This is a genomic window from Kitasatospora sp. NPDC048722 (genome assembly GCF_040650235.1).
In the GTDB taxonomy this organism is placed as follows: Bacteria; Actinomycetota; Actinomycetes; order Streptomycetales; family Streptomycetaceae; genus Kitasatospora.
Genome location: NZ_JBEZGX010000023.1, coordinates 68,624 through 89,524 on the forward strand (window position 1 = coordinate 68,624; position 20,901 = coordinate 89,524).

The 20,901-nt window shown below is 73.5% G+C and carries 18 protein-coding genes and 1 tRNA gene; 7 read left to right on the top strand and 12 right to left on the bottom strand.

Translation table 11 applies throughout. From position 1 onward, the window contains the following. Positions 1–189: 189 nt before the first annotated feature. From AB0C76_RS18870 to AB0C76_RS18895, 6 genes are all read right to left on the bottom strand, one after another. Positions 190–1,560, bottom strand: a complete 1,371-nt coding sequence (locus AB0C76_RS18870; RefSeq protein WP_359966192.1) for an HD domain-containing phosphohydrolase — start codon at positions 1,558–1,560, stop codon at positions 190–192. After that, complete coding sequence (locus tag AB0C76_RS18875) at positions 1,557–2,996, bottom strand: HD-GYP domain-containing protein (protein WP_359966195.1); 1,440 nt, start codon at positions 2,994–2,996, stop codon at positions 1,557–1,559. Before AB0C76_RS18875 ends, AB0C76_RS18870 begins: the two co-directional genes overlap by 4 nt. A 297-nt stretch (positions 2,997–3,293) precedes the next feature. Next, positions 3,294–3,698 carry a mycothiol system anti-sigma-R factor gene (rsrA, locus tag AB0C76_RS18880; protein ID WP_359966198.1) on the bottom strand — a complete coding sequence of 135 codons (405 nt, stop codon included), beginning with the start codon at positions 3,696–3,698 and terminating at the stop codon, positions 3,294–3,296. Then, the gene (locus tag AB0C76_RS18885) at positions 3,695–4,438 is read right to left on the bottom strand and encodes a sigma-70 family RNA polymerase sigma factor (RefSeq protein ID WP_359966310.1); all 744 of its coding nucleotides are present in this window, start codon (positions 4,436–4,438) and stop codon (positions 3,695–3,697) included. The genes rsrA and AB0C76_RS18885 overlap by 4 nt, the downstream gene beginning before the upstream one ends. A gap of 321 nt (positions 4,439–4,759) precedes the next feature. Further along, positions 4,760–5,398, bottom strand: a complete 639-nt coding sequence (locus AB0C76_RS18890; RefSeq protein ID WP_359966201.1) for an alpha/beta family hydrolase — start codon at positions 5,396–5,398, stop codon at positions 4,760–4,762. 59 nt (positions 5,399–5,457) lie between these two features. After that, complete coding sequence (locus tag AB0C76_RS18895; protein ID WP_359966204.1) at positions 5,458–6,210, bottom strand: SOS response-associated peptidase; 753 nt, start codon at positions 6,208–6,210, stop codon at positions 5,458–5,460. Positions 6,211–6,362: 152 nt separating this feature from the next. Between AB0C76_RS18895 and AB0C76_RS18900 the strand changes: the two genes are divergently transcribed. The 5 genes from AB0C76_RS18900 to hisN all read left to right on the top strand — a co-directional run bounded on the left by AB0C76_RS18900 (position 6,363) and on the right by hisN (position 10,893). After that, the gene (locus tag AB0C76_RS18900; RefSeq protein WP_359966207.1) at positions 6,363–7,097 is read left to right on the top strand and encodes a M50 family metallopeptidase; all 735 of its coding nucleotides are present in this window, start codon (positions 6,363–6,365) and stop codon (positions 7,095–7,097) included. Positions 7,098–7,163: 66 nt separating this feature from the next. Then, on the top strand, positions 7,164–8,495 hold the full coding sequence (gene aroA, locus AB0C76_RS18905) for a 3-phosphoshikimate 1-carboxyvinyltransferase (protein ID WP_359966210.1): 1,332 nt from the start codon (positions 7,164–7,166) through the stop codon (positions 8,493–8,495). Between the two features lie 15 nt (positions 8,496–8,510). Beyond that, on the top strand, positions 8,511–9,566 hold the full coding sequence (gene rsgA / locus AB0C76_RS18910; RefSeq protein WP_359966213.1) for a ribosome small subunit-dependent GTPase A: 1,056 nt from the start codon (positions 8,511–8,513) through the stop codon (positions 9,564–9,566). 132 nt (positions 9,567–9,698) lie between these two features. Then, positions 9,699–10,022, top strand: a complete 324-nt coding sequence (locus tag AB0C76_RS18915; RefSeq protein WP_359966216.1) for a multidrug efflux SMR transporter — start codon at positions 9,699–9,701, stop codon at positions 10,020–10,022. Positions 10,023–10,095: 73 nt separating this feature from the next. Continuing rightward, the gene (gene hisN, locus AB0C76_RS18920; protein ID WP_359966219.1) at positions 10,096–10,893 is read left to right on the top strand and encodes a histidinol-phosphatase; all 798 of its coding nucleotides are present in this window, start codon (positions 10,096–10,098) and stop codon (positions 10,891–10,893) included. A 91-nt stretch (positions 10,894–10,984) separates the two neighbouring features. Here the strand turns inward: hisN and AB0C76_RS18925 are convergent, their stop codons facing one another. Next, positions 10,985–12,460 (bottom strand): catalase, encoded by a 1,476-nt coding sequence (locus AB0C76_RS18925; protein WP_359966221.1) that lies wholly within the window; start codon positions 12,458–12,460, stop codon positions 10,985–10,987. Positions 12,461–12,565: 105 nt separating this feature from the next. Between AB0C76_RS18925 and AB0C76_RS18930 the strand changes: the two genes are divergently transcribed. After that, entirely contained in the window at positions 12,566–12,991 is a 426-nt protein-coding gene (locus AB0C76_RS18930) for a Fur family transcriptional regulator (protein ID WP_359966224.1), read from the top strand. 147 nt (positions 12,992–13,138) lie between these two features. On the opposite strand, the gene AB0C76_RS18935 is transcribed toward AB0C76_RS18930, so the two are convergent. From AB0C76_RS18935 to AB0C76_RS18945, 3 genes are all read right to left on the bottom strand, one after another. Beyond that, the gene (locus AB0C76_RS18935) at positions 13,139–15,115 is read right to left on the bottom strand and encodes a tetratricopeptide repeat protein (RefSeq protein ID WP_359966226.1); all 1,977 of its coding nucleotides are present in this window, start codon (positions 15,113–15,115) and stop codon (positions 13,139–13,141) included. Between the two features lie 358 nt (positions 15,116–15,473). Next, a tRNA-Met gene (locus AB0C76_RS18940) sits at positions 15,474–15,547 on the bottom strand. Positions 15,548–15,626: 79 nt separating this feature from the next. Further along, entirely contained in the window at positions 15,627–18,602 is a 2,976-nt protein-coding gene (locus tag AB0C76_RS18945) for a UPF0182 family protein (protein ID WP_359966229.1), read from the bottom strand. A gap of 175 nt (positions 18,603–18,777) precedes the next feature. On the opposite strand from AB0C76_RS18945, the gene AB0C76_RS18950 reads away from it, so the two are divergent. Further along, entirely contained in the window at positions 18,778–19,353 is a 576-nt protein-coding gene (locus AB0C76_RS18950) for a PPA1309 family protein (protein WP_359966232.1), read from the top strand. A 46-nt stretch (positions 19,354–19,399) separates the two neighbouring features. Here AB0C76_RS18950 and AB0C76_RS18955 read toward each other — a convergent pair whose 3' ends face one another. Continuing rightward, positions 19,400–20,515: a PDZ domain-containing protein gene (locus AB0C76_RS18955; RefSeq protein WP_359966235.1), complete on the bottom strand. Its 1,116-nt coding sequence runs from the start codon at positions 20,513–20,515 to the stop codon at positions 19,400–19,402. Positions 20,516–20,557: 42 nt separating this feature from the next. Beyond that, complete coding sequence (locus AB0C76_RS18960; protein WP_359966238.1) at positions 20,558–20,749, bottom strand: hypothetical protein; 192 nt, start codon at positions 20,747–20,749, stop codon at positions 20,558–20,560. Positions 20,750–20,901: the final 152 nt, after the last annotated feature.

Below are 20,901 nucleotides of genomic sequence, written 5' to 3' on the forward strand. Positions count from 1 at the left end.
ACCACGCCCGCCCCCGGGCGCGCTCCCCACCGCCGGGGTCGGGGACGCCCCTACCCAGCCTGCCCGCCCCACCTCCGCACCTCAACCCCGGGGCGCGGAGCCCGCACCGCGGCCGCGCTCCGCTTCCGGCCGCCCCGCCGTACCGGGGGTGCGCCGGGTGTCCGCCCCCCGGCCGTCGGCGGCGGGAGGTCAGCTCCCGGCCTGGCCCCCCACCCTGGCCAGGGCGTCGACGACCCTGGCGTCGTACACCCGTCCGCGGCCCAGGCGCAGGACCTCCAGCGCCTCCAGGCGCCCGACCGCCTCGCCGACGCCGCGCCCCCGGGCGGCCGTCAGCAGGTCGTCATGGGCGTTGGCCACCCGGATGATGCGGGCCGCGAGCGGCACCGAGCCGTCGCCGCCGGCCGGTCCCGGGTAGGGGTCGGCCAGCCGGGCGACCTGCTCGGCCACCTGCCGGGGCACCCCGGTGCGGCTGATCACCTCGCTGCCCAGGCGGGCGATGCGCTGCTGCTCGGCGCAGGGCAGCAGGGCGGTGGCGCCGTCGGGCACCGGCTCGACCAGCGACAACTGGCCGACGTCGTGCATCAGCGCCGCGTACTCCAGCAGGGCGAGTTCGCGGGTGCCGAGTCCCAGTTCGCGGCCGAGCGCGCAGGCCGTGTCGGCGACCCGCCGCGCGTGCCCGTGCGGGGTGTAGCCGGCCACCTCGGTGGCACGGGCCAGGCTGGCGATGGTCTGCCCGGTGGTGGCCCGGACGGCCGCGGCGCGGCGGAACGACACCTGGGCGAGCAGCAGCGGGGCGCAGAACAGCGGCAGCGCCCACAGCCCGACCTCGCCGGCCGCCAGGCTGACCAGCATCCCGGTGGCGACGATCGCCGAGCCGATGCCGAACAGCGCGTGCAGCTCGTCCTCCAGCGCGGCCGAGAACCGCAGCCCGGCCCTCGGGGCCGTCTTCGGGCCCCGGCTGCGGGTCCAGTCGCGGCGCAGCAGGGCCGCGAGGGTGGCGTCGCAGAGCGCGGCCAACGCGGCGACGGCGGTCAGGAACACGCCGTAGGCGGGGCCCTCGGGCGAGAAGCGGTCGACCAGGCCGCTGGTGTAGAGCGGCTGGAACACGGCGGCGGCGAACCCGACGCCGAGCAGCCGGCGGGCGGCGCTGTCGCGCCGGACGGGGTCGGCCCAGGGTGGGCGCCGGTGCGGGCGCCCGGAGTGGGGCAGGGCGAGCCCGGGCAGCCAGGCGAGCAGCAGGCCGACGCCGGTGACGGCGACCACCTGCAGCGTGCCGTGCGCGGTCGGCAGCCCGCGCAGCGGCCCGAGCAGCGCGTACGCCAGTGCGCCGGCCGCGCCGATGGGCGCCTGCTCGCGATCGCCCGGAAGGGTGATCCGGACGCACTCGCCGAGCGCGATCAGCCCGGTGAAGGCGAGCGCGACCCGGGGCTGCTCGACCCCGCGCGCCGCGACCGCCACGAGCGCGGCGGCCAGCAGCCCGGCCGCCGCCGCCCGCACCGCGTGCGCCGCCCACCGGCCGTCCCGCGGCCGGGCCCGCTCCCGTCGGCGCGGCCCGCTCACGGCTGCCCGGCCGAGGGGACGCTCCCGCCCCGGGCGGGCACCCGGCCCGGCGCGGCCCGGACGGGCTCCGGCACGCCGAGCGGGATGTCCGGGACGGCCCGCAGGCACTCCCCGGTCGGGGCGGGCAGCACCGGCTGCCAGTCGTGGACGGCGAGCGCGCCGATCAGCGCGCGGACCATCACCGGATCGAACTGGCTGCCCGAGCACCGCTCCAGCTCGGCGACGGCCTCGGACACCGGCCGACCGCGGCGGTAGGAGCGGGTGGAGGTCATCGAGTCGAAGGCGTCGGCGACGGAGATGATCCGGGCGAACTCGGGGATCTGCTCGCCGGCCAGCCCGCTGGGGTAGCCGCGCCCGTCCATCCGCTCGTGGTGGTGCAGGATCCCGGCGTGCGCCTCGCCGAGGAAGGCGATGCCGCGCACCAGCTCGTACCCGTACACCGGGTGGACCTCGACGGCCCGGCGCTCGGCGTCGGTGAGGGGACCGTTTCTGCGGAGCAGCTCGGTGGCCACGCCGAGCTTGCCGACGTCGTGCAGGATCGCGGCGAAGCGCAGCGTGCGCAGCCGCTCGGCCTCCATGCCGAGCTGACCGGCGATCAGGACGGCGGCCCGGCCCACCCGCTCGCTGTGCCCGCGGGTGTAGGCGTCCTTGATCTCGACGGCCTGCACGAGCGCCTGGACGGTCGCCTGGTGGGCGTCGCGCTCGCGGTGCCCCTGGGCGAACACCCACGCCGAGATCGACAGCGGCAGCAGCGCGAGCAGCGCCGCGAACGCGCCGTACGGTCCCTGCCACAGGACGGCGACCATGAGCCCGCCGGCGGCGTGGACCAGGACCGGTAGCCCGCACACCGTGCACGCCCCGCGCAGCAGGACGTCGGCCCGGCTGCCCTCGCTGAGCATCAGCATGACGCCCACCAGGACGCCGTTGACCAGGCAGAACGCGATGAGGGCGGCGAGGCCGGGCAACAGGGCGGCCGGGAAGCGGGAGCCGAGGAGCAGCTGCGGGCCGCACAGCAGGTGGAAGGCGACGGCGGCGGCGAAGGCGCTGAGCGCGAGCTGGGAGCCGTTCCACAGCTGGCGCTGCCGGTAGTGGCGCCCGCCCGGGCCGCCGAGCAGCGCCGCAGGCACGGCGACGAACGCGGCGGCGGCCGGCGGGAGCATGAGCACGCCGGCGAACAGCACCGGGAAGAAGGCGTTCACCCCGGGCCGCACGGGTGCCCGATCGGCCGGCACTGGGCGGCGCAGCAGCCGGCGCACCAGCCGCTGGCAGGGAGTGGGCAGGCCCTGGGCGAGCGACTCCCAGCAGCCGTGGAGGAAACCGAGCAGCCCGACCTTGGGCCAGTCGACCGGGGAGCCGAGCCAGCGCGGCACCCCGGGCAGGGCCACGGTGGGCAGCAGCGGCAGCAGGCAGCAGAGCGCCGCCACCGGTACGGCCACGAGGTACCGCGCCGCGCCCTCCGGCAGGGCCGCGCCTCCACTGTCGCTAGCGATCTCGACCTCCCCGCCGTCCCGGCCCGCTCTCCGCGCTCAGCGCGCCGGGCGGACCGGCGGTGAGTGTCCGTCAGGAGGATAGGCCGCTCATCGGGCGCGGGGACGCATGATCGCGCAATGCCGCAGCTGGCACACCGCCAACTCACTCGAACGAGTGAGGGGCGCATGCAAGCAGAACGGGAGCGGCCCCGGGAGCACACGCTCCCGGGGCCGCTGAACTCCGTGTCCGGACCGCCCGGCCGGTTACTCCGCCTGGGCGCCGGCCTCGACCGGCGCACCGGGGCGCACACCCGGCTGCGGTGCGCCGCCCACCTCGGGGACCGGCCGCGCGGTCTCGGCGTGGATCTCGACCGCGGTCTCGACGGCCACCACGACCTGCTCGCCCGAGCGCTGCCCGGCGCGGATCGAGTCGATCCTGGCCAGCACCTTGCTGCGCAGGTCGGCCGGGGTGTCGTCGCAGCCGCAGGAACGCTTGATCAACGCCTTGATCGCCTGCTCCAGGCCGTACTGGCGCAGGCACGGCGAGCACTCCTCGAAGTGCTCGCGCAGCTTGGCGCAGTCGCCCTCGGCCATCTCGTTGTCGAGGAATTCGTAGAGGTGGTCGAGGACCTCGCCACACTCGGTGTCGTGCGGATCGCCGCAGCTCATGAGCCCGAGCCCTTCGCTTCCTGCCCTGCCCCGCTGCCGGCCGGGACGAGCCCGCGCTCACGGGCGTAGTCCTCCAGCATGCCGCGCAGCTGACGGCGGCCGCGGTGCAGCCGGGACATCACCGTACCGATGGGAGTACCCATGATGTCCGCGATCTCCTTGTACGCAAAGCCTTCGACGTCCGCGAGGTACACGGCGATCCGGAATTCCTCCGGGATGGCCTGGAGGGCGTCCTTCACATCGCTGTCGGGGAGGTGGTCCAGGGCCTGGGTCTCGGCCGAGCGCAGCCCCGTCGACATGTGCGACTCGGCGCGCGCAAGCTGCCAGTCCTCGATCTCCTCGGCCGCGGTGCGCTGGGGCTCCCGCTGCTTCTTGCGGTACGAGTTGATGAAGGTGTTGGTGAGGATGCGGTACAGCCAGGCCTTGAGGTTCGTGCCCTCGCGGAACTGGTGGAACGACGCGTACGCCTTGGCGAACGCCTCCTGGAGCAGGTCCTCCGCGTCCGCCGGGTTGCGCGTCATGCGCAGCGCGGCCGAGTACATCGGATCCAGGTAGCCCAGGGCGTCGCGCTCGAAGCGCTCCCGCCGGGCCTGCTCGGTCTCCTCGGCCGACACCCGGAAGGTGTCCTCACCGATCGCCTCGGCCAGCTCCTCACCGGTGAGCGCCTCGCCCTCGGGCCGGCCCTCATCCGGGCCACGGCCGGGTTCGGCCTCGTGCTCGGTCCCGACGACCGGACCCACCTCCTCGGCATGGCGCGCACGGCCCACGGCGGGCCGCCCCGAAATGGAGGATATCGGGCTGACGGGCTTCTCGCCCGCGACAATCCAGTCGGACCAGGCGGGAGCGAACGCCGTGGCGGCCTCGCGCTCCTCCGGCCGCTCCGGGCACGCGATCGAACCCATCTGCCCTGCCTCTCACCGGTTAATCTGCTGACGAGGGTGTCAACCACAGGGCCCCCGCCCGCATTCCCGGCCCCGCACGGCTTTCACCCGCACGGGCGAGCGAGCCGCGAACGGGAGCCGGACGGGCAAGAACCCCCAGGTCAGCGGCCGGTCCCGCGGTCACAGCAGCCCGAGCACCCAGTCCCCGACCGCCCGGCAGATCAGCTCCAGCACCTCGTCCTGCCCCACCGGCGCCCGCTTCGGCACCTCGAAGCCGTGGCTGCCGTACGGCACCTCCACCAGGACGTGGCCCCGCGGCAGCTCCGGGAACTCGGCCGGCCCGCCGAACGGGTCCGCCGCGCTCTGCACCACCAGCGTCGGCAGCCCCGACTCCAGCAGCTCCTCCGCCCGGCTCTTGTCCGGCTTGCCCGGCGGGTGCAGCGGGAACGCCAGCGCCACCACGCCCGCCGCCCCGCTCGCCGCACCCGTGCGGCACGCCACCCGCGCCCCGGCGCTGCGCCCGCCGACCACCAGCGGCAGGCCCTGCCCGGCCAGCCGTTCGGCCACCGGCCGCCAGCCGAGGTCCAGCGTCCGCGGCGCCGGGCCGAGCTTCTTCCCGGCCACCCGCCACGGCTGCTCCACCAGCGCCACGGTGATCCCGCGCGGCGGCAGCGCCGCGGCCAGCGCGACGAGGTCCCGCGCCCCGATCCCGCCGCCCGCGCCGTGCCCGAGGGCCAGCAGCGCCTTCGGCGCGGGCGCCCGGTGGTAGGTGATCCGGGCGTCCCCGGCCTCGGTGGGGACGAGTTCGGTGGTCGTCAACGGTGGCTCCCTCTCGGAGAACGGCACGGGTGCGGAACGCGGCTGGTCGGAGCGGACGGTCAGAACAGCGTGGTCTCGTACTCGACCTCGGTCCACGGTTCCTTGAGCTCCGGTCCGTTGTTGCGGATGCTGCCGACCGCCGGCGACACCGGGGTGGCCCGCAGCGCGCCGGGCGGCGGGGGTATCAGCAGCCGGCGCAGCTCGTCCGGGTCGCCCAGCCCCGGGTCGAGCCACTCGTCGAACGAGGACGGGTCGAGGAACAGCGGCATCCGCTCGTGGATCGGCGCGAGCAGCGGCTCCGCGTCCGTCGTCACGATCGTGAACGTCACCAGCCAGGCCTGCGGGTGCCCGGCCGGCACCGCCCGGTCGCGCCAGAACTCGTACAGCCCGGCCAGCGCCAGCGGGGCGCCGTCCACCCGGGAGACGAAGAACGGCTTCTTGCGCGGCCTGCCGCGCTCGGCGGGCACCGTCTGCCACTCGTAGTAGCCGTCCACCGGCAGGATGCACCGCCGGGAGGCGAACGCCTGCCGGTAGGAGGGCTTCTCGTGCACGGTGTCCGACCTGGCGTTGATCATCTTCACGGCCGTCTCGGCCGAGTTCGACCACTGCGGCACCAGGCCCCAGCGCAGCACCCGCAGCTGGCGCACCGCGCCCGGCCGCTCCTTCGACATCCGTTCCAGCACCACGAACGCGCTGTTCGTCGGCGCCACGTTCCAGTTCGGCGCGAGGGTCTCCTCCGGATCCCACTGCTCGACCCCGAAGAGGTCGAGGAGGTCCTCGGGCTTGCTGCTGGAGGCGAAGCGACCGCACATGCGGGCCACTTTGCCATGACCCCGGGTGTCACCACGTCGTCTCTCTCCGGCCCCGGGCCCGGAGAACGCAACCACCGCCTCCCCCGCCCCCGTCCCCGCATGGGAGGCTGCTCCGAACGGCCCAGCACAGCGAACGGAGGCGAGACCACGCCATGACGCCCAGCCCGACGACCGGACAGAACCTCGGCGACCTGTGGGACCGGGTGACCGGCACCCAGGCCGCCCCGCCCGGCTGGCTGGTCCTCGCCACCGGCGCGGTCGCCCTGCTCGCCGTCCTCGCCCGCCCGGTGTGGCACGTCACCCGCAACGCGGTGACCATCGCCCACGAGGGCGGCCACGGCCTCGCCGCCCTCGCCACCGGCCGCAAGCTCGCCGGGATCCGGCTGCACTCCGACACCTCCGGCCTCACCCTCTCCTACGGCCGCCCCACCGGCCCCGGCATGGTCCTCACCGCCGCCGCCGGCTACACCGCCCCCGCCCTGCTCGGCCTCGGCTGCGCCGCCCTGCTCGCCGCCGACCGCATCACGCTGCTGCTGTGGCTCGCGATCGTGCTGCTGCTCGCCCTGCTGATCCGCATCCGCAACGCCTACGGCCTGTTCACCGTCCTCGTCGCCGGCGGCGCCTTCTTCCTCGTCTCCTGGTTCGGCAGCGCCCAGGTCCAGGCCGGCTTCGCCTACCTCGGCTGCTGGTTCCTCCTGTTCGGCGCCGTCCGCCCGGTCCTGGAGCTCCAGCACCAGCGCCGCACCGGCTGGGCCCGCGACTCCGACGCCGACCAGCTCGCCCGCCTCACCCACGTCCCGGGCCTCGCCTGGGTCACCGTCTTCCTGCTGGTCGCCCTCGCCTCGCTCGCCCTCGGCGCGAGCTGGCTGCTCCAGCCCTTGCACTGAACCCCCACAGTCCCGGCATGCGGCCACAGCGGGGGCCGTTCCGGTACGGCCCCTAAACTGGCCCCCATGACCGAGACCCTGTGGCCCGCCCCCGTCGCGACCACCCCCGTTGACGCCACCGTCACCATCCCCGGCTCCAAGTCGGTCACCAACCGGGCCCTGGTGCTGGCGGCACTGGCCGACGAGCCCGGCTGGGTCCGCCGCCCGCTGCGCAGCCGCGACTCCCAGCTGATGGCCGACGGCCTGCGCGCCCTCGGCGTCGGCATCGAGGAGAAGGTCAACAACGACTCCGGCGGCACCGGCGGCGGCGAGGCGTGGCGCGTCATCCCCGCCCCCGCCCTGCTCGGCCCGGCGTCCATCGACGTCGGCAACGCCGGCACCGTCATGCGCTTCCTGCCGCCGCTCGCCGTCCTCGCCGACGGCCCGGTCCACTTCGACGGCGACCCGCGCAGCTACGAGCGCCCCCAGCACGGCGTGATCAACGCCCTGCGCGCCCTCGGTGCCCGCATCGACGACGAGGGCCGCGGCGCCTTCCCGCTCACCGTGCACGGCACCGGCGCCCTCGACGGCGGCCCGGTCGAGCTCGACGCCTCCTCGTCCTCCCAGTTCGTCTCCGCCCTGCTCCTGTCCGGCGCCCGCTACAACCACGGCGTCGAGGTCCGGCACGTCGGCGGCCCCGTCCCGTCGCTGCCCCACATCCGGATGACGGTCGAGATGCTGCGCCTGGCCGGCGCCCAGGTCGACGCCCCCGAGGACGGCGGCGAGAAGGACGTCTGGCGGGTCACCCCCGGCGCCCTGATCGGCCGCGACCTGGTCGTCGAACCGGACCTGTCCAACGCCGCGCCGTTCTTCGCCGCCGCGCTCGTCACCGGCGGCCGGGTCACCGTCCGCGACTGGCCCCGGCACACCACCCAGCCCGGCGACCAGCTGCGCGAGATCTACTCCCGCATGGGCGGCGCCTGCGAGTTCACCGACGAGGGCCTGCAGTTCACCGGCACCGGCCGCGTCCACGGCATCGAGGCCGACCTGCACGACGTCGGCGAACTCACCCCGGTGATCGCCGCCGTCGCCGCGCTCGCCGACTCCGAGTCCCACCTCTACGGCATCGCCCACCTGCGCCTGCACGAGACCGACCGGCTCGCCGCGCTCGCCAAGGAGATCAACGACCTCGGCGGCGACGTCACCGAGACCGAGGACGGCCTGCGCATCCGCCCCCGCCCGCTGCACGGCGGCGTCTTCCACACCTACGAGGACCACCGCCTGGCCACCGCCGCCGCCGTCATCGGCCTGGCCGTGCCCGGGGTCCGCGTCGAGAACGTGGCCACCACCGCCAAGACCCTGCCCGACTTCCCGAACATGTGGGCGGACCTGCTCGGCGAAGCGGCGGCGGACGCCTGAGCGGAGACTGAAGCCATGCGCCGCTACGGCAAGGACGCCGACGAGGACGACATCCGCAACCGCCCCGCCCGCCGGGGCTCCCGGCCGCGGACCCGGATCCGACCCAAGCACGAGGACGCCGCCGAGGCGATGGTGCTGACCGTCGACCGCGGCCGGATCACCTGCCTGATCGACCCCGGGACCAAGCAGGAACGCCAGATCGTCGCCATGAAGGCCCGCGAACTGGGCCGCAAGGGCGTCGTCGTCGGCGACGTCGTCAACATCGTCGGCGACCTCTCCGGGGACGCCGACACCCTCGCCCGGATCGTCCGGGTCGAGGAACGCACCTCCGTGCTGCGGCGCACCGCGGACGACGACGACCCGTACGAGCGGATCGTCGTCGCCAACGCCGAGAAGCTCGCCATCGTCACCGCCCTGGCCGACCCGGAGCCCCGGCCCCGGCTGATCGACCGCTGCCTGGTGGCCGCCTACGACGCGGGCATGGAACCCCTGCTCGTGCTCACCAAGGCCGACCTCGCGTCGGCCGGGCCGCTGCTGGAGTCCTACGCCCCGCTCGGCATCGACTACGTCGTCACCCGCCGGGACGACCTGGAGAGCGCGGGCGCCGAGGCCGTGCGCGAGCACCTGCGCGGCCGTTCCACCGTGTTCATCGGCCACTCCGGCGTCGGCAAGACCACCCTGGTCAACGCCCTCGTCCCGGACCGCCAGCGGCAGACCGGCCACGTCAACGCCGTCACCGGCCGCGGCCGGCACACCACCGTCTCCGCCCTCGCGCTGCGCCTGCCCCCGCCACCGGGTGCCAAGGCCGGCTCCAAGAAGGCGCTGAACCCGGGCTGGGTGATCGACACCCCGGGCTTCCGCTCCTTCGGCCTCTCCCACATCGACCCGTCCCGGGTCATCCACGCCTTCCCCGACCTGGAGCCCGGCACCGCCGACTGCCCCCGCGCGTGCAGCCACGACGAGCCGGACTGCGCCCTGGACGCGTGGGTCGCCGACGGCCACGCCGAGGCCGCCCGGCTCTACTCGCTGCGCCGCCTGCTGGCCAGCAAGGAGGCCCGGGAGGACGACTGACCCCGCCCGGCCCCGCCGTCTTCCCGCGAGGCCCGTGGCCCGTTCGAGGTGTCGGACCGCGCCGCCCTGGTGATCATAGGAAAGTCGGGCCACAGCGTGGTCCGACCCGTCGATCGACAGGGAGGGCACGCGATGGCATGGGCCCTGGTGATCCTGGCCGGCCTGCTGGAGACCGGCTTCGCGATCAACCTCAAGCTCAGCGAGGGCTTCACCAGGCTCTGGCCCACCATCAGCTTCTGCGTGTTCGCCCTCAGCAGCTTCGGCCTGCTGACCCTCTCGCTCAAGAGCCTGCCGGTCGGCCCCGCCTACGCGGTGTGGACGGGCATCGGCGCGGCGGGCACGGCGATCTACGGCATGGTCTTCCTGGACGAGGCCACCTCGGTGCTCAAGCTGGTCTCGATCTCCCTGGTGATCGCCGGCGTCATCGGCCTGCAGCTCAGCGGCACCGCGCACTGAGCGGCGGGGCGAATCGCGTTCACTCCGTGAGCCCGGCTGTCTTGATCCGGGCGGGCTCGCTAGGGTTTCGGACATGGCCGACTACCACGACGACCTCCGACTCGCCCACGTCCTCGCCGACTCGGCCGACTCGGTCACCCTGGAGCGCTTCCGCGCGCTCGACCTCACGGTCGAGACCAAGCCCGACCTCACCCCCGTCAGCGACGCCGACAAGGCCGCCGAGGAACTGGTGCGCGGCGTCCTGCAGCGCGCCCGCCCGCGCGACGCCGTCCTCGGCGAGGAGTTCGGCCTCCAGGGCTCCGGCCCGCGCCGCTGGGTGATCGACCCGATCGACGGCACCAAGAACTACATCCGCGGCGTGCCGGTCTGGGCCACCCTGATCGCCCTGCTGGAGGACGGCCCGGACGGCGTCGAGCGCCCGGTGGTCGGCATCGTCTCGGCCCCCGCGATCGGCCGCCGCTGGTGGGCCGCCAAGGACCTCGGCGCCTACGCGGGCCGCAGCCTCGCCAAGGCCTCCCGGATCCACGTCTCCGGCGTCTCGCGCATCGAGGACGCCTCCTTCTCCTACTCCTCGCTGTCCGGCTGGGAGGAGCGCGGGCGCCTCGACCCGTTCCTCGACCTCACCCGGGCCTGCTGGCGCACCCGCGCCTACGGCGACTTCTGGTCCTACATGATGGTCGCCGAGGGCGCCGTGGACATCGCCGCCGAGCCCGAGCTGTCGCTGTGGGACATGGCCGCCAACTGCGTCATCGTCGAGGAGGCCGGCGGGCGCTTCACCGGCCTGGACGGTGTCCCGGGCCCGGGCGGCGCGGACGCCGTCGCCAGCAACGGCCTGCTGCACGAGGAGACGCTGCGGCGCCTGAGCGTCTGACGCCCCGTCCCCGGACGTGGTCGCGGGCCCCTCGACCAGTGGGAGCTGGTCGGGGGGCCCGCCGTCCTTCTCGGGAGGGGGAAGCCCGCGGCTACTTCTTGCGCAGCTCCCGGACGGCCGCCTCCAGCCGCTGCCCGTAGTCGGCGTCGGCCTTGCGGAAGTTGTCGACGGCCCGCTCCACGATGTCCTCGCGGTCCTCCGAGACCTTGGCGATGAAGCCGGCCAGGCCCGCGATCAGGCGCTGCTTCTCGTCCTCGGAGTAGAGGCGGTAGAGGTTGCCGGCCTGCACGAAGTCGTCGTCCTCGGCGTGCGAGGGCGCCACGTGGTTGCCGGTCGCGCCGGTGACGGCGGTGGCGGCCCACAGCGGGCGGCCGGTCTCGACCGGGCCGCCGAAGCTGTTCGGCTCGTAGTTCTTCTGGCGGCCGTGGCGGCCGTCGTACAGGTAGCCGTCGCGGCTGTTGGTGCGCGCCGCGGTGGCGTGCGGGCGGTTCACCGGCAGGTGGTCGGCGTTGATGCCGACGCGGTAGCGGTGGGCGTCCGCGTAGGCGAGCAGGCGGCCCTGGAGCATCTTGTCGGGGGACGGGCCGATGCCGGGCACGAAGTGCGCCGGGGAGAAGATCGACTGCTCGACCTCGGCGAAGACGTTGTCGGGGTTGCGGTTGAGCTCCAGCTTGCCGATCTCGACCGGCGGGTAGTCCGCGTGCGGCCACACCTTGGTCAGGTCGAAGGGGTTGAAGCGGTAGTTCGCCGCGTCGGCCGCCGGCATGATCTGGACCTGCACGGTCCAGGTCGGGAACTCGCCGCGCTCGATCGCCTCGCGCAGGTCGCGCTGGTGGCTGTCCGGGTCCTCGCCGGCGAGGCGGTTGGCCTCGTCCTGGGTGAGGTTGCGGATGCCCTGGTCGGTCTTGAAGTGGTACTTGACCCAGAAGTGCTCGCCGGCCTCGTTCTGCCACTGGAAGGTGTGCGACCCGTAGCCGTTGAGGTGGCGGTAGGTCGCCGGGATGCCGCGGTCGCCGAACAGCCAGGTCACCTGGTGGGTCGACTCGGGCGACAGGCCCCAGAAGTCCCAGACGTTGTCCGCCTCCTGCGAGCCGGTGTACGGGTCGCGCTTCTGGGTGTGGATGAAGTCGGGGAACTTGATCGCGTCCTTGATGAAGAACACGGGGGTGTTGTTGCCGACGAGGTCGTAGTTGCCCTCCTCGGTGTAGAACTTCAGCGCGAAACCGCGCGGGTCGCGCACCGCGTCGGCGGAGCCGAGGTTGCCCGCCACGGTGGAGAAGCGCAGGAAGACCTCGGTCTGCTTGCCGATCTCGGAGAGGAATCCGGCCCGGGTGTAGGGCGTCACGTCGGCCGTCACCGTGAAGGTGCCGTAGGCCGCGGCGCCCCGGGCGTGCACCACGCGCTCCGGGATGCGCTCGCGGTTGAAGTGCGCGAGCTTCTCGAACAGCAGCTGGTCCTGGATGAGCGCCGGGCCGCCGACACCCGCCGTCTCGGTGTTCTGGTTGTCGGCGACGGGGGCGCCCGCCTCCGTGGTGAGGGTGGGGCGCAGCTCGTCCTGGGTCGTCATGAGAGAAGCCTCCGCGTGATCCGGTCGTGAGGACTCGATCCTAACTTGGACTTTGTCTAAGTCAACACTGGCACCAATCTCAGAGCGTGACCTACTCTGGTGCGCATGAGCGACCTGCTGGAACGACTTCGCGGCCGCGGCTGGCGCCTGACCTCGCAGCGCCGGGTCGTGGCCGAGGTCCTCGACGGCGAACACGTCCACCTCACCGCCGACGAGGTGCACGCCCGCGCCGCCCGGCACCTGCCCGAGATCAGCCGCGCGACCGTCTACAACACGCTCGGCGAACTCGTCGCGCTCGGCGAGGTCCTGGAGGTCGCCACCGACGGCCGCGCCAAGCGCTACGACCCCAACGCCCGCCACGCCCACCAGCACCTGGTCTGCTCGGGCTGCGGCGCGATCCGCGACGTCCACCCCCACGGCGACCCGCTCGCCGCCCTGCCCGCCACCGAGCGCTTCGGCTTCGTCCTCTCCGGTGCCGCGATCACCTACCGCGGGCTCTGTCCGGCCTGTACGGACGCGCCGGCCCGCTAGTGCCGCGCCAGGGGCCGCAACGCGGTGGACCTATCCGGCCACGGCACTAGGCCACACGCGTCCGTCCGCGACGCACCTCACGGGACACACCGCGCGCGACGCACCCCACGAGCGGCACCTCACGAGCGGCACCGCACGCGAGCCCTGTCACGCGCTCAGCTCAGCGTGCAGCGCCCCGAGCAGCCGCCCCGCCCGCTCCGCCACCTCGGCCGGTCCGTAGTCGGCCGCCCGGCGGCACCAGTTCTCCGCCTGCACCGGCTCCCCCCGGCGCAGCGCCAGCAGCGCCAGGCGCAGCGCCGCCCGCCCGTGCCCGGCGTCCGCCGCCCGGGTGTACCAGAGCATCGCCTCGGCCTCGCTGTCCTGCCGGGCCAGCAGCAGCCCCAGGTTGAACGCCGCACTGCGGCTCCCGGCCTCCGCCGCCCGCCGGTACCAGCTCTCGGCGATCTCCAGCGCGCCGCGCTCGGCCGCCCGCACGCCCATGCGCACCTGCGCCCGGCGGTGCCCGGCGTCCGCCGCCACCGCGTACCAGTGTTCGGCCTCCGCATCCGCGTCGCCCCGCCGGTCCAGCACCGACGCCAGCCGGAACGCGCCCTCGGCCGAACCGCCCGCCGCCGCCTGCCGGTAACGCTCCAGCGCGCCCGCCAGGTTGCCGCGCTGCTCCTGGACCACCGCGAGTTGCAGCGCCGCCTCGCCGTGGCCCTCGGCGGCGGCCCGCGCGTACCACTCCTGCGCCTGCTGGTGCTCGCCGCGGCCGGCGTGCAGCACCCCGAGGTTGAACGCGCCGTCGACGCTGCCCGCCTCGGCCGCCTTGGAGAACCACGGCTCGGCGCCGGACTCGTCGCCGCGCTGGAGCAGCACCACGGCCAGCGCGTTGCACGCCTCCCGGTGCCCGGCGTACGCGGCCCGGCGGTACCACTGCTCGGCCTGCTGCTCACGGCCGGTGCCGGCGCACAGCAGCCCGAGGTTGAAGGCGCCGTTGTGGTCGCCCGCGTCCAGCGCGCCGCGGTACCAGTGCTCGGCCTCCTTGGCCTCGCCGCGGCTCGCGTGCAGCGCGCCGAGCGCGTTGGCGGCGTTGCCGTCCCCGGCCTCGGCGGCCTCCTGCCACCACTCGGCGGCGGCCGCGACGTCCCCGGAGTCGCGCAGCAGGAAGCCGAGCGCGCACGCGGCCCGCGGCTCGCCGTTCTGCGCGGACTGCCGGTACCAGCGGGCGGCCTCGTCCAGCAGCGCCTGGTCGGATCCGGCCCGCTCCTCCAGCAGCACGCCGAGGCGCAGCGCGGCACGGGCGTGGCTGCGGGCGGCGGCGGTGCGGTACCAGGTCTCGGCGGTGTCCTTGTCTCCGGCGGCCTCGCGCATCCGGGCCAGCCGGTAGGCGGCCTCGCGGTGGCCGGCGTCGGCGGACACCTTGAACCAGCGCTCGGCGCGGACGTCGCGCCGGTGCTCCATCAGGTCGCCGAGCGCGTAGGCGCCGAGCGGGTGGCCGTGGTCGGCGGCGAAGTGCAGCCAGTACTCGGCTGCCTCCTCCTCGCCCTGGTCGCGCAGCTGGAGCCCGAGCGCGTGCGCGGCGGGGGCGCTGCCGGCGACGGCGGCCTGGCGCCACCACTGGGCGGCCTCGGCGCGGTGGCCCTGCTGGTGCAGCAGCACGCCCAGGTTGTTGGAGGCGGCGCGGACCCCGGCCGCGGCCGCGGCGCGCAGGTACGGTTCGGCGTCCTCCAGTTCGCCGCGGCGCAGCAGCAGCGTGCCGAGCCGGGAGGCGGCGTCCGGGTCGCCCTCCTCGGCGGCGCGGCGGTGCCGGGCCTCCAGCGCGGCCTGCTCGCGGGCGGCCAGCGCGGTCTCGAAGCTGGTGGTGTCCAGGCCCGCCGGGTCGAGGGCGCCGCCCCCGTGGGCGCCGCCGGAGCCGTCCGCGGACTCGCCGTACGGACCGACGGCGGAGGTGAACTGACGGGTGGACACGTGGACGAGGCTGTCGGGGCCGCAGCCGGCCGCGCGGCGCTCGGCGAGGCCGCCGGTGCGCTGGGCGGGCAGGGCGCCGGGACGGCTCTCCGGGCTCTCCGCCCAGGCGTCGGTGTCCGCCTCGGTGGCGGCCGCGGACCTGGCACCTGGCCCGTTCTTGCCGATCAGCCTCATCCGGACTCCCGCTCCCCCAGAGTGTCGCGGCATCCTCCCCCAGCCACCGGCCGGGGGGTCCTCCAGGGGAAGCACCGGACCCGACGGCCGGTCAGCAGCCGTGCACCGTCCCCCATGTGTCCCATCGTCGCACCACCCGCAACCCGCGTACACCTGCCCCGGCCGAATTCGGGCGGGGCTGCCCCGAAGCCGACGAAATTGCTTCGGCGCTTTGTCGATTTCCCGACACTTCAACCCCACAAACCCTGTGCCGTCATCGTTGGCGACGGTCGATAGTACCGGAGCGGTTCCCGCCGCTTCGGGGCGAAAACGCCAGAGGCCCGGAGGACGAATCCTCCGGGCCTCTGTCACTACTGAGTAGCGGGGACAGGATTTGAACCTGCGACCTCTGGGTTATGAGCCCAGCGAGCTACCGAGCTGCTCCACCCCGCGTCGGTGACTCAACAGTAGCACGGACGCGGGGCGGAACCGAAATCGGTTGCCGCAGCTCAGCGGGCGCGGGCCCGGCGGCTCAGGGCTTCGGGCTCGGCGACCCGCCCGCGGTGGCGGACGGGCTGCCGCTCGGGGCGGCCGGCGCCGGAGCGCCGGAGCGGGCCGCGTCGGCGGCCTTCAGCGCGTCGCCCAGCGCCTTCTGCGCGTTGCCGTACGCCACCCAGTCGCCGTTCTTGAACGCCGCCTGGCTGTCGTTGTACGCCTTCTCCGCGTCCGACAGCGCCTTCTGCAGCTCCGGCGAGATCGTCCCGCCCGGCTGCGGCGTCGTCGGACCCGTCGCCGTACCCGGGTTCGTCGGGGTCCCCGGGTTCGCCGGGGTACCCGGAGCGCTCGGCGCCGTCGGCGTCGTCGCCGGCGCGGCCCCCGCGAACACCTTGCGCAGCGCCTCCTCCAGCGTGTTCTCGAACGCCACGTTGTCGTTCCCGTACACCGCGAGGACCTTCTGCAGCGTCGGGTACTTGGCACCGCGCCCGCGCACGTACACCGGCTCGACGTTGAGCAGCCCGCCGCCCACCGGCAGCGTCAGCAGGTTCCCGTACTCCAGGTCCGAGTCGCCGCCGCTCTTCAGCAGCGTGATCTGCTGCGCCACCTCCTGGCGGGAGTTGAACTGCGACTGCACCAGGTTCGGGCCGAGCGTCTTGCTGTCGCCCGGCACCTTGAGGATCCGGATCTTCCCGTAGTCCGGGCCCGGATCGGCGTTGACCGCCATGAACGCCGCCAGGTTGTCCCGGCCGTTGGGCACGAACGTCGTCGTCAGCGAGAAGCTCGCCGACGTGACCTCCGGGTCCGGCATCCGCAGCGTCAGGTAGTACGGCGGCTGCACCTGCTTGGTGTCGCTCGTCGGGTCCACCGGGACCTGCCAGATGTCACTGCCGTTGAAGAACGAGTTGGCGTCCGTCACGTGGTACTGGCCGAGCAAGTCACGCTGCACCTTGAACATGTCCTGCGGGTAGCGCAGGTGCGGCAGCAGCGTCGCCGGGATGTCCGCCTTCGGCTCGACCGTGCCCGGGAACGCCTTCATCCACGTCTTCAGCACCGGGTCGTTCTCGTCCCACTGGTAAAGCTTCACCTCGCCGGTGTACGCGTCGACCGTGGCCTTGACCGAGTTGCGGATGTAGTTGACCTGGTTCGCCACCGTCAGCAGCTCGCCGCGCTGGTTGGTCAGCGAGTCCTTCGTCGCCGTGCCCAGCGTCGTCTTCGAGGCGAACGGGTAGCCGTTGGACGTGGTGTAGCCGTCCAGCACCCACACCACCCGGCCGTCCTGCACCACCGGGTACGGGTCGGCGTCGATCGACAGCCACGGGGCGACCTTCTCCACCCGCTCCTTCGGCGTCCGGTTGTAGATCACCTTCGCGCCGTCGGTGATCGCCCCCGCGTACAGGATCTGCGGCTCGGCGAAGCGCACCGCGTAGGCGGCCCGGGTGAGCGGGTTGTCCAGCGAGACACCGCTGTTGCCGGTGTACTGGTACTGCTTGTTCTCGCCGGTCTCGGTCGTGTAGTCGATCTCCTGGTTCGAGCCGCCGACGATCGAGTACGTCGTCGTCTTCTCGCCGTAGTAGACCCGCTGCTCGTAGTCGCCGAGCGCCCCGGTCGCCGGCAGGCCCGACTCGGTGAACACCGGCTGGCCCTTGTCGTTGACCTGGTTGCCCTTGGCGACCACCGCGCCGTAGCCGTGCGTGTACTTGAAGTGGTCGTTGATCCAGTTGCGCTGCACGCCGTTCAGGTCCAGCTCGCGCAGGCCGATCACGGTGTCCTGCTTGTCCGTGCCCGCGCCGTAGCGGTCGACGTCCAGCGTGTTCGGGAACGCGTAGTAGTTGCGCTGCTGCTCGATCGACTGGAACGTCGGCGACACGATGTTGGGGTCCAGCAGACGGATGTCGGCGATCGTCTGCGCGTCCGGCTTCAGCGCGTCCGCCGTCGTCGACCCCTGTGGGGTGTACTGCGTCGTCTGCGCGTCCGCGATGCCGTACGCCCGACGCGTCGCGTCGATGTTCTTCTGGATGTACGGCGTCTCCTTGGCCTGCTCGTTCGGCTTCACCTGGAACTGCTGCACGATCGCCGGGTACACCCCGCCGATCAGCACCGCCGACAGCACCATCAGCCCCAGGCCGATCAGCGCCGGTGCCCACGTGCGCCGCACCGGCGTCAGGAAGAACAGCACCGCGCAGATGATCGCCACGAAGAACAGGATCGTCTTCGCCGGCAGGAACGCGTTCGCGTCCACGTAGCGCAGGCCCGTCCAGCCCGAAACACCCTTGTACGAGCCGGTCTTGACCGCCAGCGCGTACCGGTCCAGCCAGTACGCCACCGCCTTCAGCAGCACGAACACGCCCAGCAGCACCGCCAGGTGCCCCTGCGCCCCCGCACTCGCCCGCCGGCCGGGCCCCTGCAGCCGCAGCCCGCCGTACAGGTAGTGCACCAGCACCGACGTCAGCAGCGACACGATCACCGCGCTGAACGCGAAGCCCAGCACGAACTCGTAGAACGGCAGGTCGAAGGCGTAGAACGACACGTCCATGCCGAACTGCGCGTCCTTCTCGCCGAAGGACGTCGCGTTCGTCCACATCAGCCACGTGCGCCACTGACCCGACGCCGCCGCCCCCGCCACCAGGCCGATCACCAGCGACACGCCGATCAGCGCCCAGCGCTTGAACGGCGCCAGCCCCGCCCGGTAGCGGTCCAGGCTCTGCTGCTCCACCGACATCGCCGACAGCGGCGGGCGCAGCCGGTGCGCCAGCCACACGTTGAAGCCGACGATCAGCGCCATCAGCAGCCCGAACACCGCGAACAGGCCGACCTTCGTCCACAGCTGGGTCGTGAACACCGACGAGTAGTGGACCGACCTGAACCACAGCCAGTCCGTCCAGAAACCCGCGAACATGACGAACAACAGGAACAGCACCGCGAGCACGCCCAGGGTCAGCAGGGCCACCCGCGCCCGCCGGGAGGGCGGGCCTACCCTGCGCCGGAAACCCGGCCCTGAGCGTTCCGGCATCTGGAATACCACGGTGGCACCTCAGCTGTGTCGTCTGGAGTCGGTCGGTCTTCAGAGCAACTTAACCAGGCTCCGACCGAGTTCCCACCGTTAGCAGACGGTTACGACGCCGCTCCCCCGCACCACCCGCACCGCCCGGCGCGGCAAGCCCCACCCGGCGTGTGAGGATTGAGACATGTCCGACGCCACCGCCACGCCCCAGCCCGACTCCCCCGACGATGTCTCCACCCTCCCCGCGGCCACCCCCCTCACCCGCGCCGCCCTGGAGATCGACGAGTACGCCGCCACCCTCGGCTGGGACCTGCCCGCCCGCCTCTTCGCCCTCGTCGACTCCGGCGCCCTGCGCAAGGCCGACCCCCGGGTCGCCGAGCAGCTCGGCCTCACCGACGACGCGGCCGGCCTCACCCCCGTCGAGCAGGATGAGATCCCGGCCGGCACCCCCCTCGACAAGTTCCTCGGCACCATCGCCTGGCCCGACGCCGTCGCCGGCTGCGCCCTGGTGGTCGAGCGCCTCATGCTGCCGCCGGGCGCCGAGCAGAGCCGCCCGCGCAACGCCAGCGACGCCCAGCTCGCCGAGTGGGTGGCCAACCACCCCAAGCGCGAGGAGGTGCGGATCACCGCCGCGGTGCTGCGCGACGGCAAGAAGGAGATCGCGCTGCGGCTGCGCTCCAAGGACACCGCGCGCGAGGTGCTGACCGGCCCCGATCTGGTGCCCGGCCTGACCGAGGCCCTGCTGGCGACCTTCGCGTAGCCCCCCGGGGCCCTGCTCCCCGGCGGGGCCCCTGAACGGCGGGTCCCTACTTCGCGGCGCAGGACGGCAGTGCGGAGGTCTGGCCTGAGCGGATCTGCTCCAGCGACTTCAGCGCGCCGTCCAGCGTGTCCGTCTTGACCAGGGTCAGCCCGGACGGGACGTTCTTGCCCGCCTCGGCGCAGTTGCCGGACGGGGTGAGGAAGTACTCCGCGCCGGCGTCGCGGGCGGCGATGATCTTCATCGATATCCCGCCGATCGGCCCGACCTTGCCGTCGTCGTCGATGGTGCCGGTGCCCGCGACGAACCTGCCGCCGGTGAGGTCGCCGCCCGGGGTCAGCTTGTCGACGATGCCGAGCGAGAACATCAGGCCGGCGCTCGGCCCGCCCACGTCCTGCAGGCCGATGTCGATCTGGAACGGGTAGGTGTGCCGGATCCCGGTGCCGATGCCGACCACCGCGAGGCCGGCGCGCTCGGCCGGGGCCTTCGGGTCGAGGTCCCTGGCCGCCACGGTCGGGACGGTGACGTCGGTGCGGGCCGCCGGGTCCGCGGCACCGTTGCCCGAGGTGTCCTTGAGCCGCGGGACGACGGTGAAGACCACCGACTCGCCCGGCTTGTGCTTGGTGACGCCCGCGGCCACCTGGTCCGTCGTCGTCACCGCGGTGCCGTCGACGGCGACGATCTGGTCGCCCGCGTGCAGCCGGCCCTCGGCGGGCGCACCCGCGGTGACCGTCTTGACGATCAGGTCGTTGCCGACCGGGATGCCCAGCTGCTTGAGCGCCGCGGTGCGGGCGCTGTCCTCGGAGGAGGCGAACTCCTCGGCGTTCTGCTTCTTCGCGTCCGCGTCCGACTGCCCCTTGGGGTAGACGTTGTCGTGCGGCACCACCATCACGTCGCCGCGCAGCCACCCGATCACCGCGTTCACCAGGCTGGGCTCGTACTTGGCCCCGGTGACCTGCACGGTCGTCATGTTCAGGTGCCCGGTCGTCGGGTACGAGTCGTGCCCGGTGATGGTGATCACCGGCTTGCCCCCCTGCTGGCCGAGCGTGTTGTACGTCGGCCCCGGGCTCATCTCCGTGTACGGCACCTTCATCAGCACCGAGACGCAGAGCAGCGCTATGAGCAGCAGGGTGGCGGCGAGCATCGTCGCGGAGCGGCGTGGCATGGCACGACAGTACGGGACTCGGGTGAACCGGCGCCCCCCGGGCTACCGGCCGGAGCGGTCCCCGGAGCCGGTGGTGCCGGCGGTGGTGCGTTCCATCGCGGCCATGAACCGCCGGTGTTCGGCGAGCGAGGCCGGGTCCCCCGTGGCCTTCGGCGCCCGCTGGGCCCAGCCCGCCCACACGGCGGCGAGCAGGACGGCGGCAACCGGAATGATCAACCAGGCGAGCGCACCCATGTCAGTACTCCCAGCTCGTCGTGTCTATGAGCAGATTAACCACTCCGGCGGACAACGCGATCACCGCCGTCCGGGTTACGGGAGCGCCGATCGGCTCACTGCCGGGGAGTATCCGGCGCGGGCGGCCGGACCCGTTCGGGTGAGGCCACGGC

Bases quoted from the DNA above. Each gene is read 5' to 3' on its own strand.
- AB0C76_RS18915 (WP_359966216.1), top strand. From the start codon at position 9,699: ATGGCATGGGCCCTGGTGATCCTGGCCGGCCTGCTGGAGACCGGCTTC.
- AB0C76_RS18935 (WP_359966226.1), bottom strand. From the start codon at position 15,115: ATGAGGCTGATCGGCAAGAACGGGCCAGGTGCCAGGTCCGCGGCCGCC.
- aroA (WP_359966210.1), top strand. From the start codon at position 7,164: ATGACCGAGACCCTGTGGCCCGCCCCCGTCGCGACCACCCCCGTTGAC.
- AB0C76_RS18930 (WP_359966224.1), top strand. From the start codon at position 12,566: ATGAGCGACCTGCTGGAACGACTTCGCGGCCGCGGCTGGCGCCTGACC.
- AB0C76_RS18925 (WP_359966221.1), bottom strand. From the start codon at position 12,460: ATGACGACCCAGGACGAGCTGCGCCCCACCCTCACCACGGAGGCGGGC.
- rsgA (WP_359966213.1), top strand. From the start codon at position 8,511: ATGCGCCGCTACGGCAAGGACGCCGACGAGGACGACATCCGCAACCGC.
- AB0C76_RS18955 (WP_359966235.1), bottom strand. From the start codon at position 20,515: ATGCCACGCCGCTCCGCGACGATGCTCGCCGCCACCCTGCTGCTCATA.
- rsrA (WP_359966198.1), bottom strand. From the start codon at position 3,698: ATGAGCTGCGGCGATCCGCACGACACCGAGTGTGGCGAGGTCCTCGAC.
- AB0C76_RS18900 (WP_359966207.1), top strand. From the start codon at position 6,363: ATGACGCCCAGCCCGACGACCGGACAGAACCTCGGCGACCTGTGGGAC.
- AB0C76_RS18895 (WP_359966204.1), bottom strand. From the start codon at position 6,210: ATGTGCGGTCGCTTCGCCTCCAGCAGCAAGCCCGAGGACCTCCTCGAC.
- AB0C76_RS18945 (WP_359966229.1), bottom strand. From the start codon at position 18,602: ATGCCGGAACGCTCAGGGCCGGGTTTCCGGCGCAGGGTAGGCCCGCCC.
- hisN (WP_359966219.1), top strand. From the start codon at position 10,096: ATGGCCGACTACCACGACGACCTCCGACTCGCCCACGTCCTCGCCGAC.
- AB0C76_RS18960 (WP_359966238.1), bottom strand. From the start codon at position 20,749: ATGGGTGCGCTCGCCTGGTTGATCATTCCGGTTGCCGCCGTCCTGCTC.
- AB0C76_RS18950 (WP_359966232.1), top strand. From the start codon at position 18,778: ATGTCCGACGCCACCGCCACGCCCCAGCCCGACTCCCCCGACGATGTC.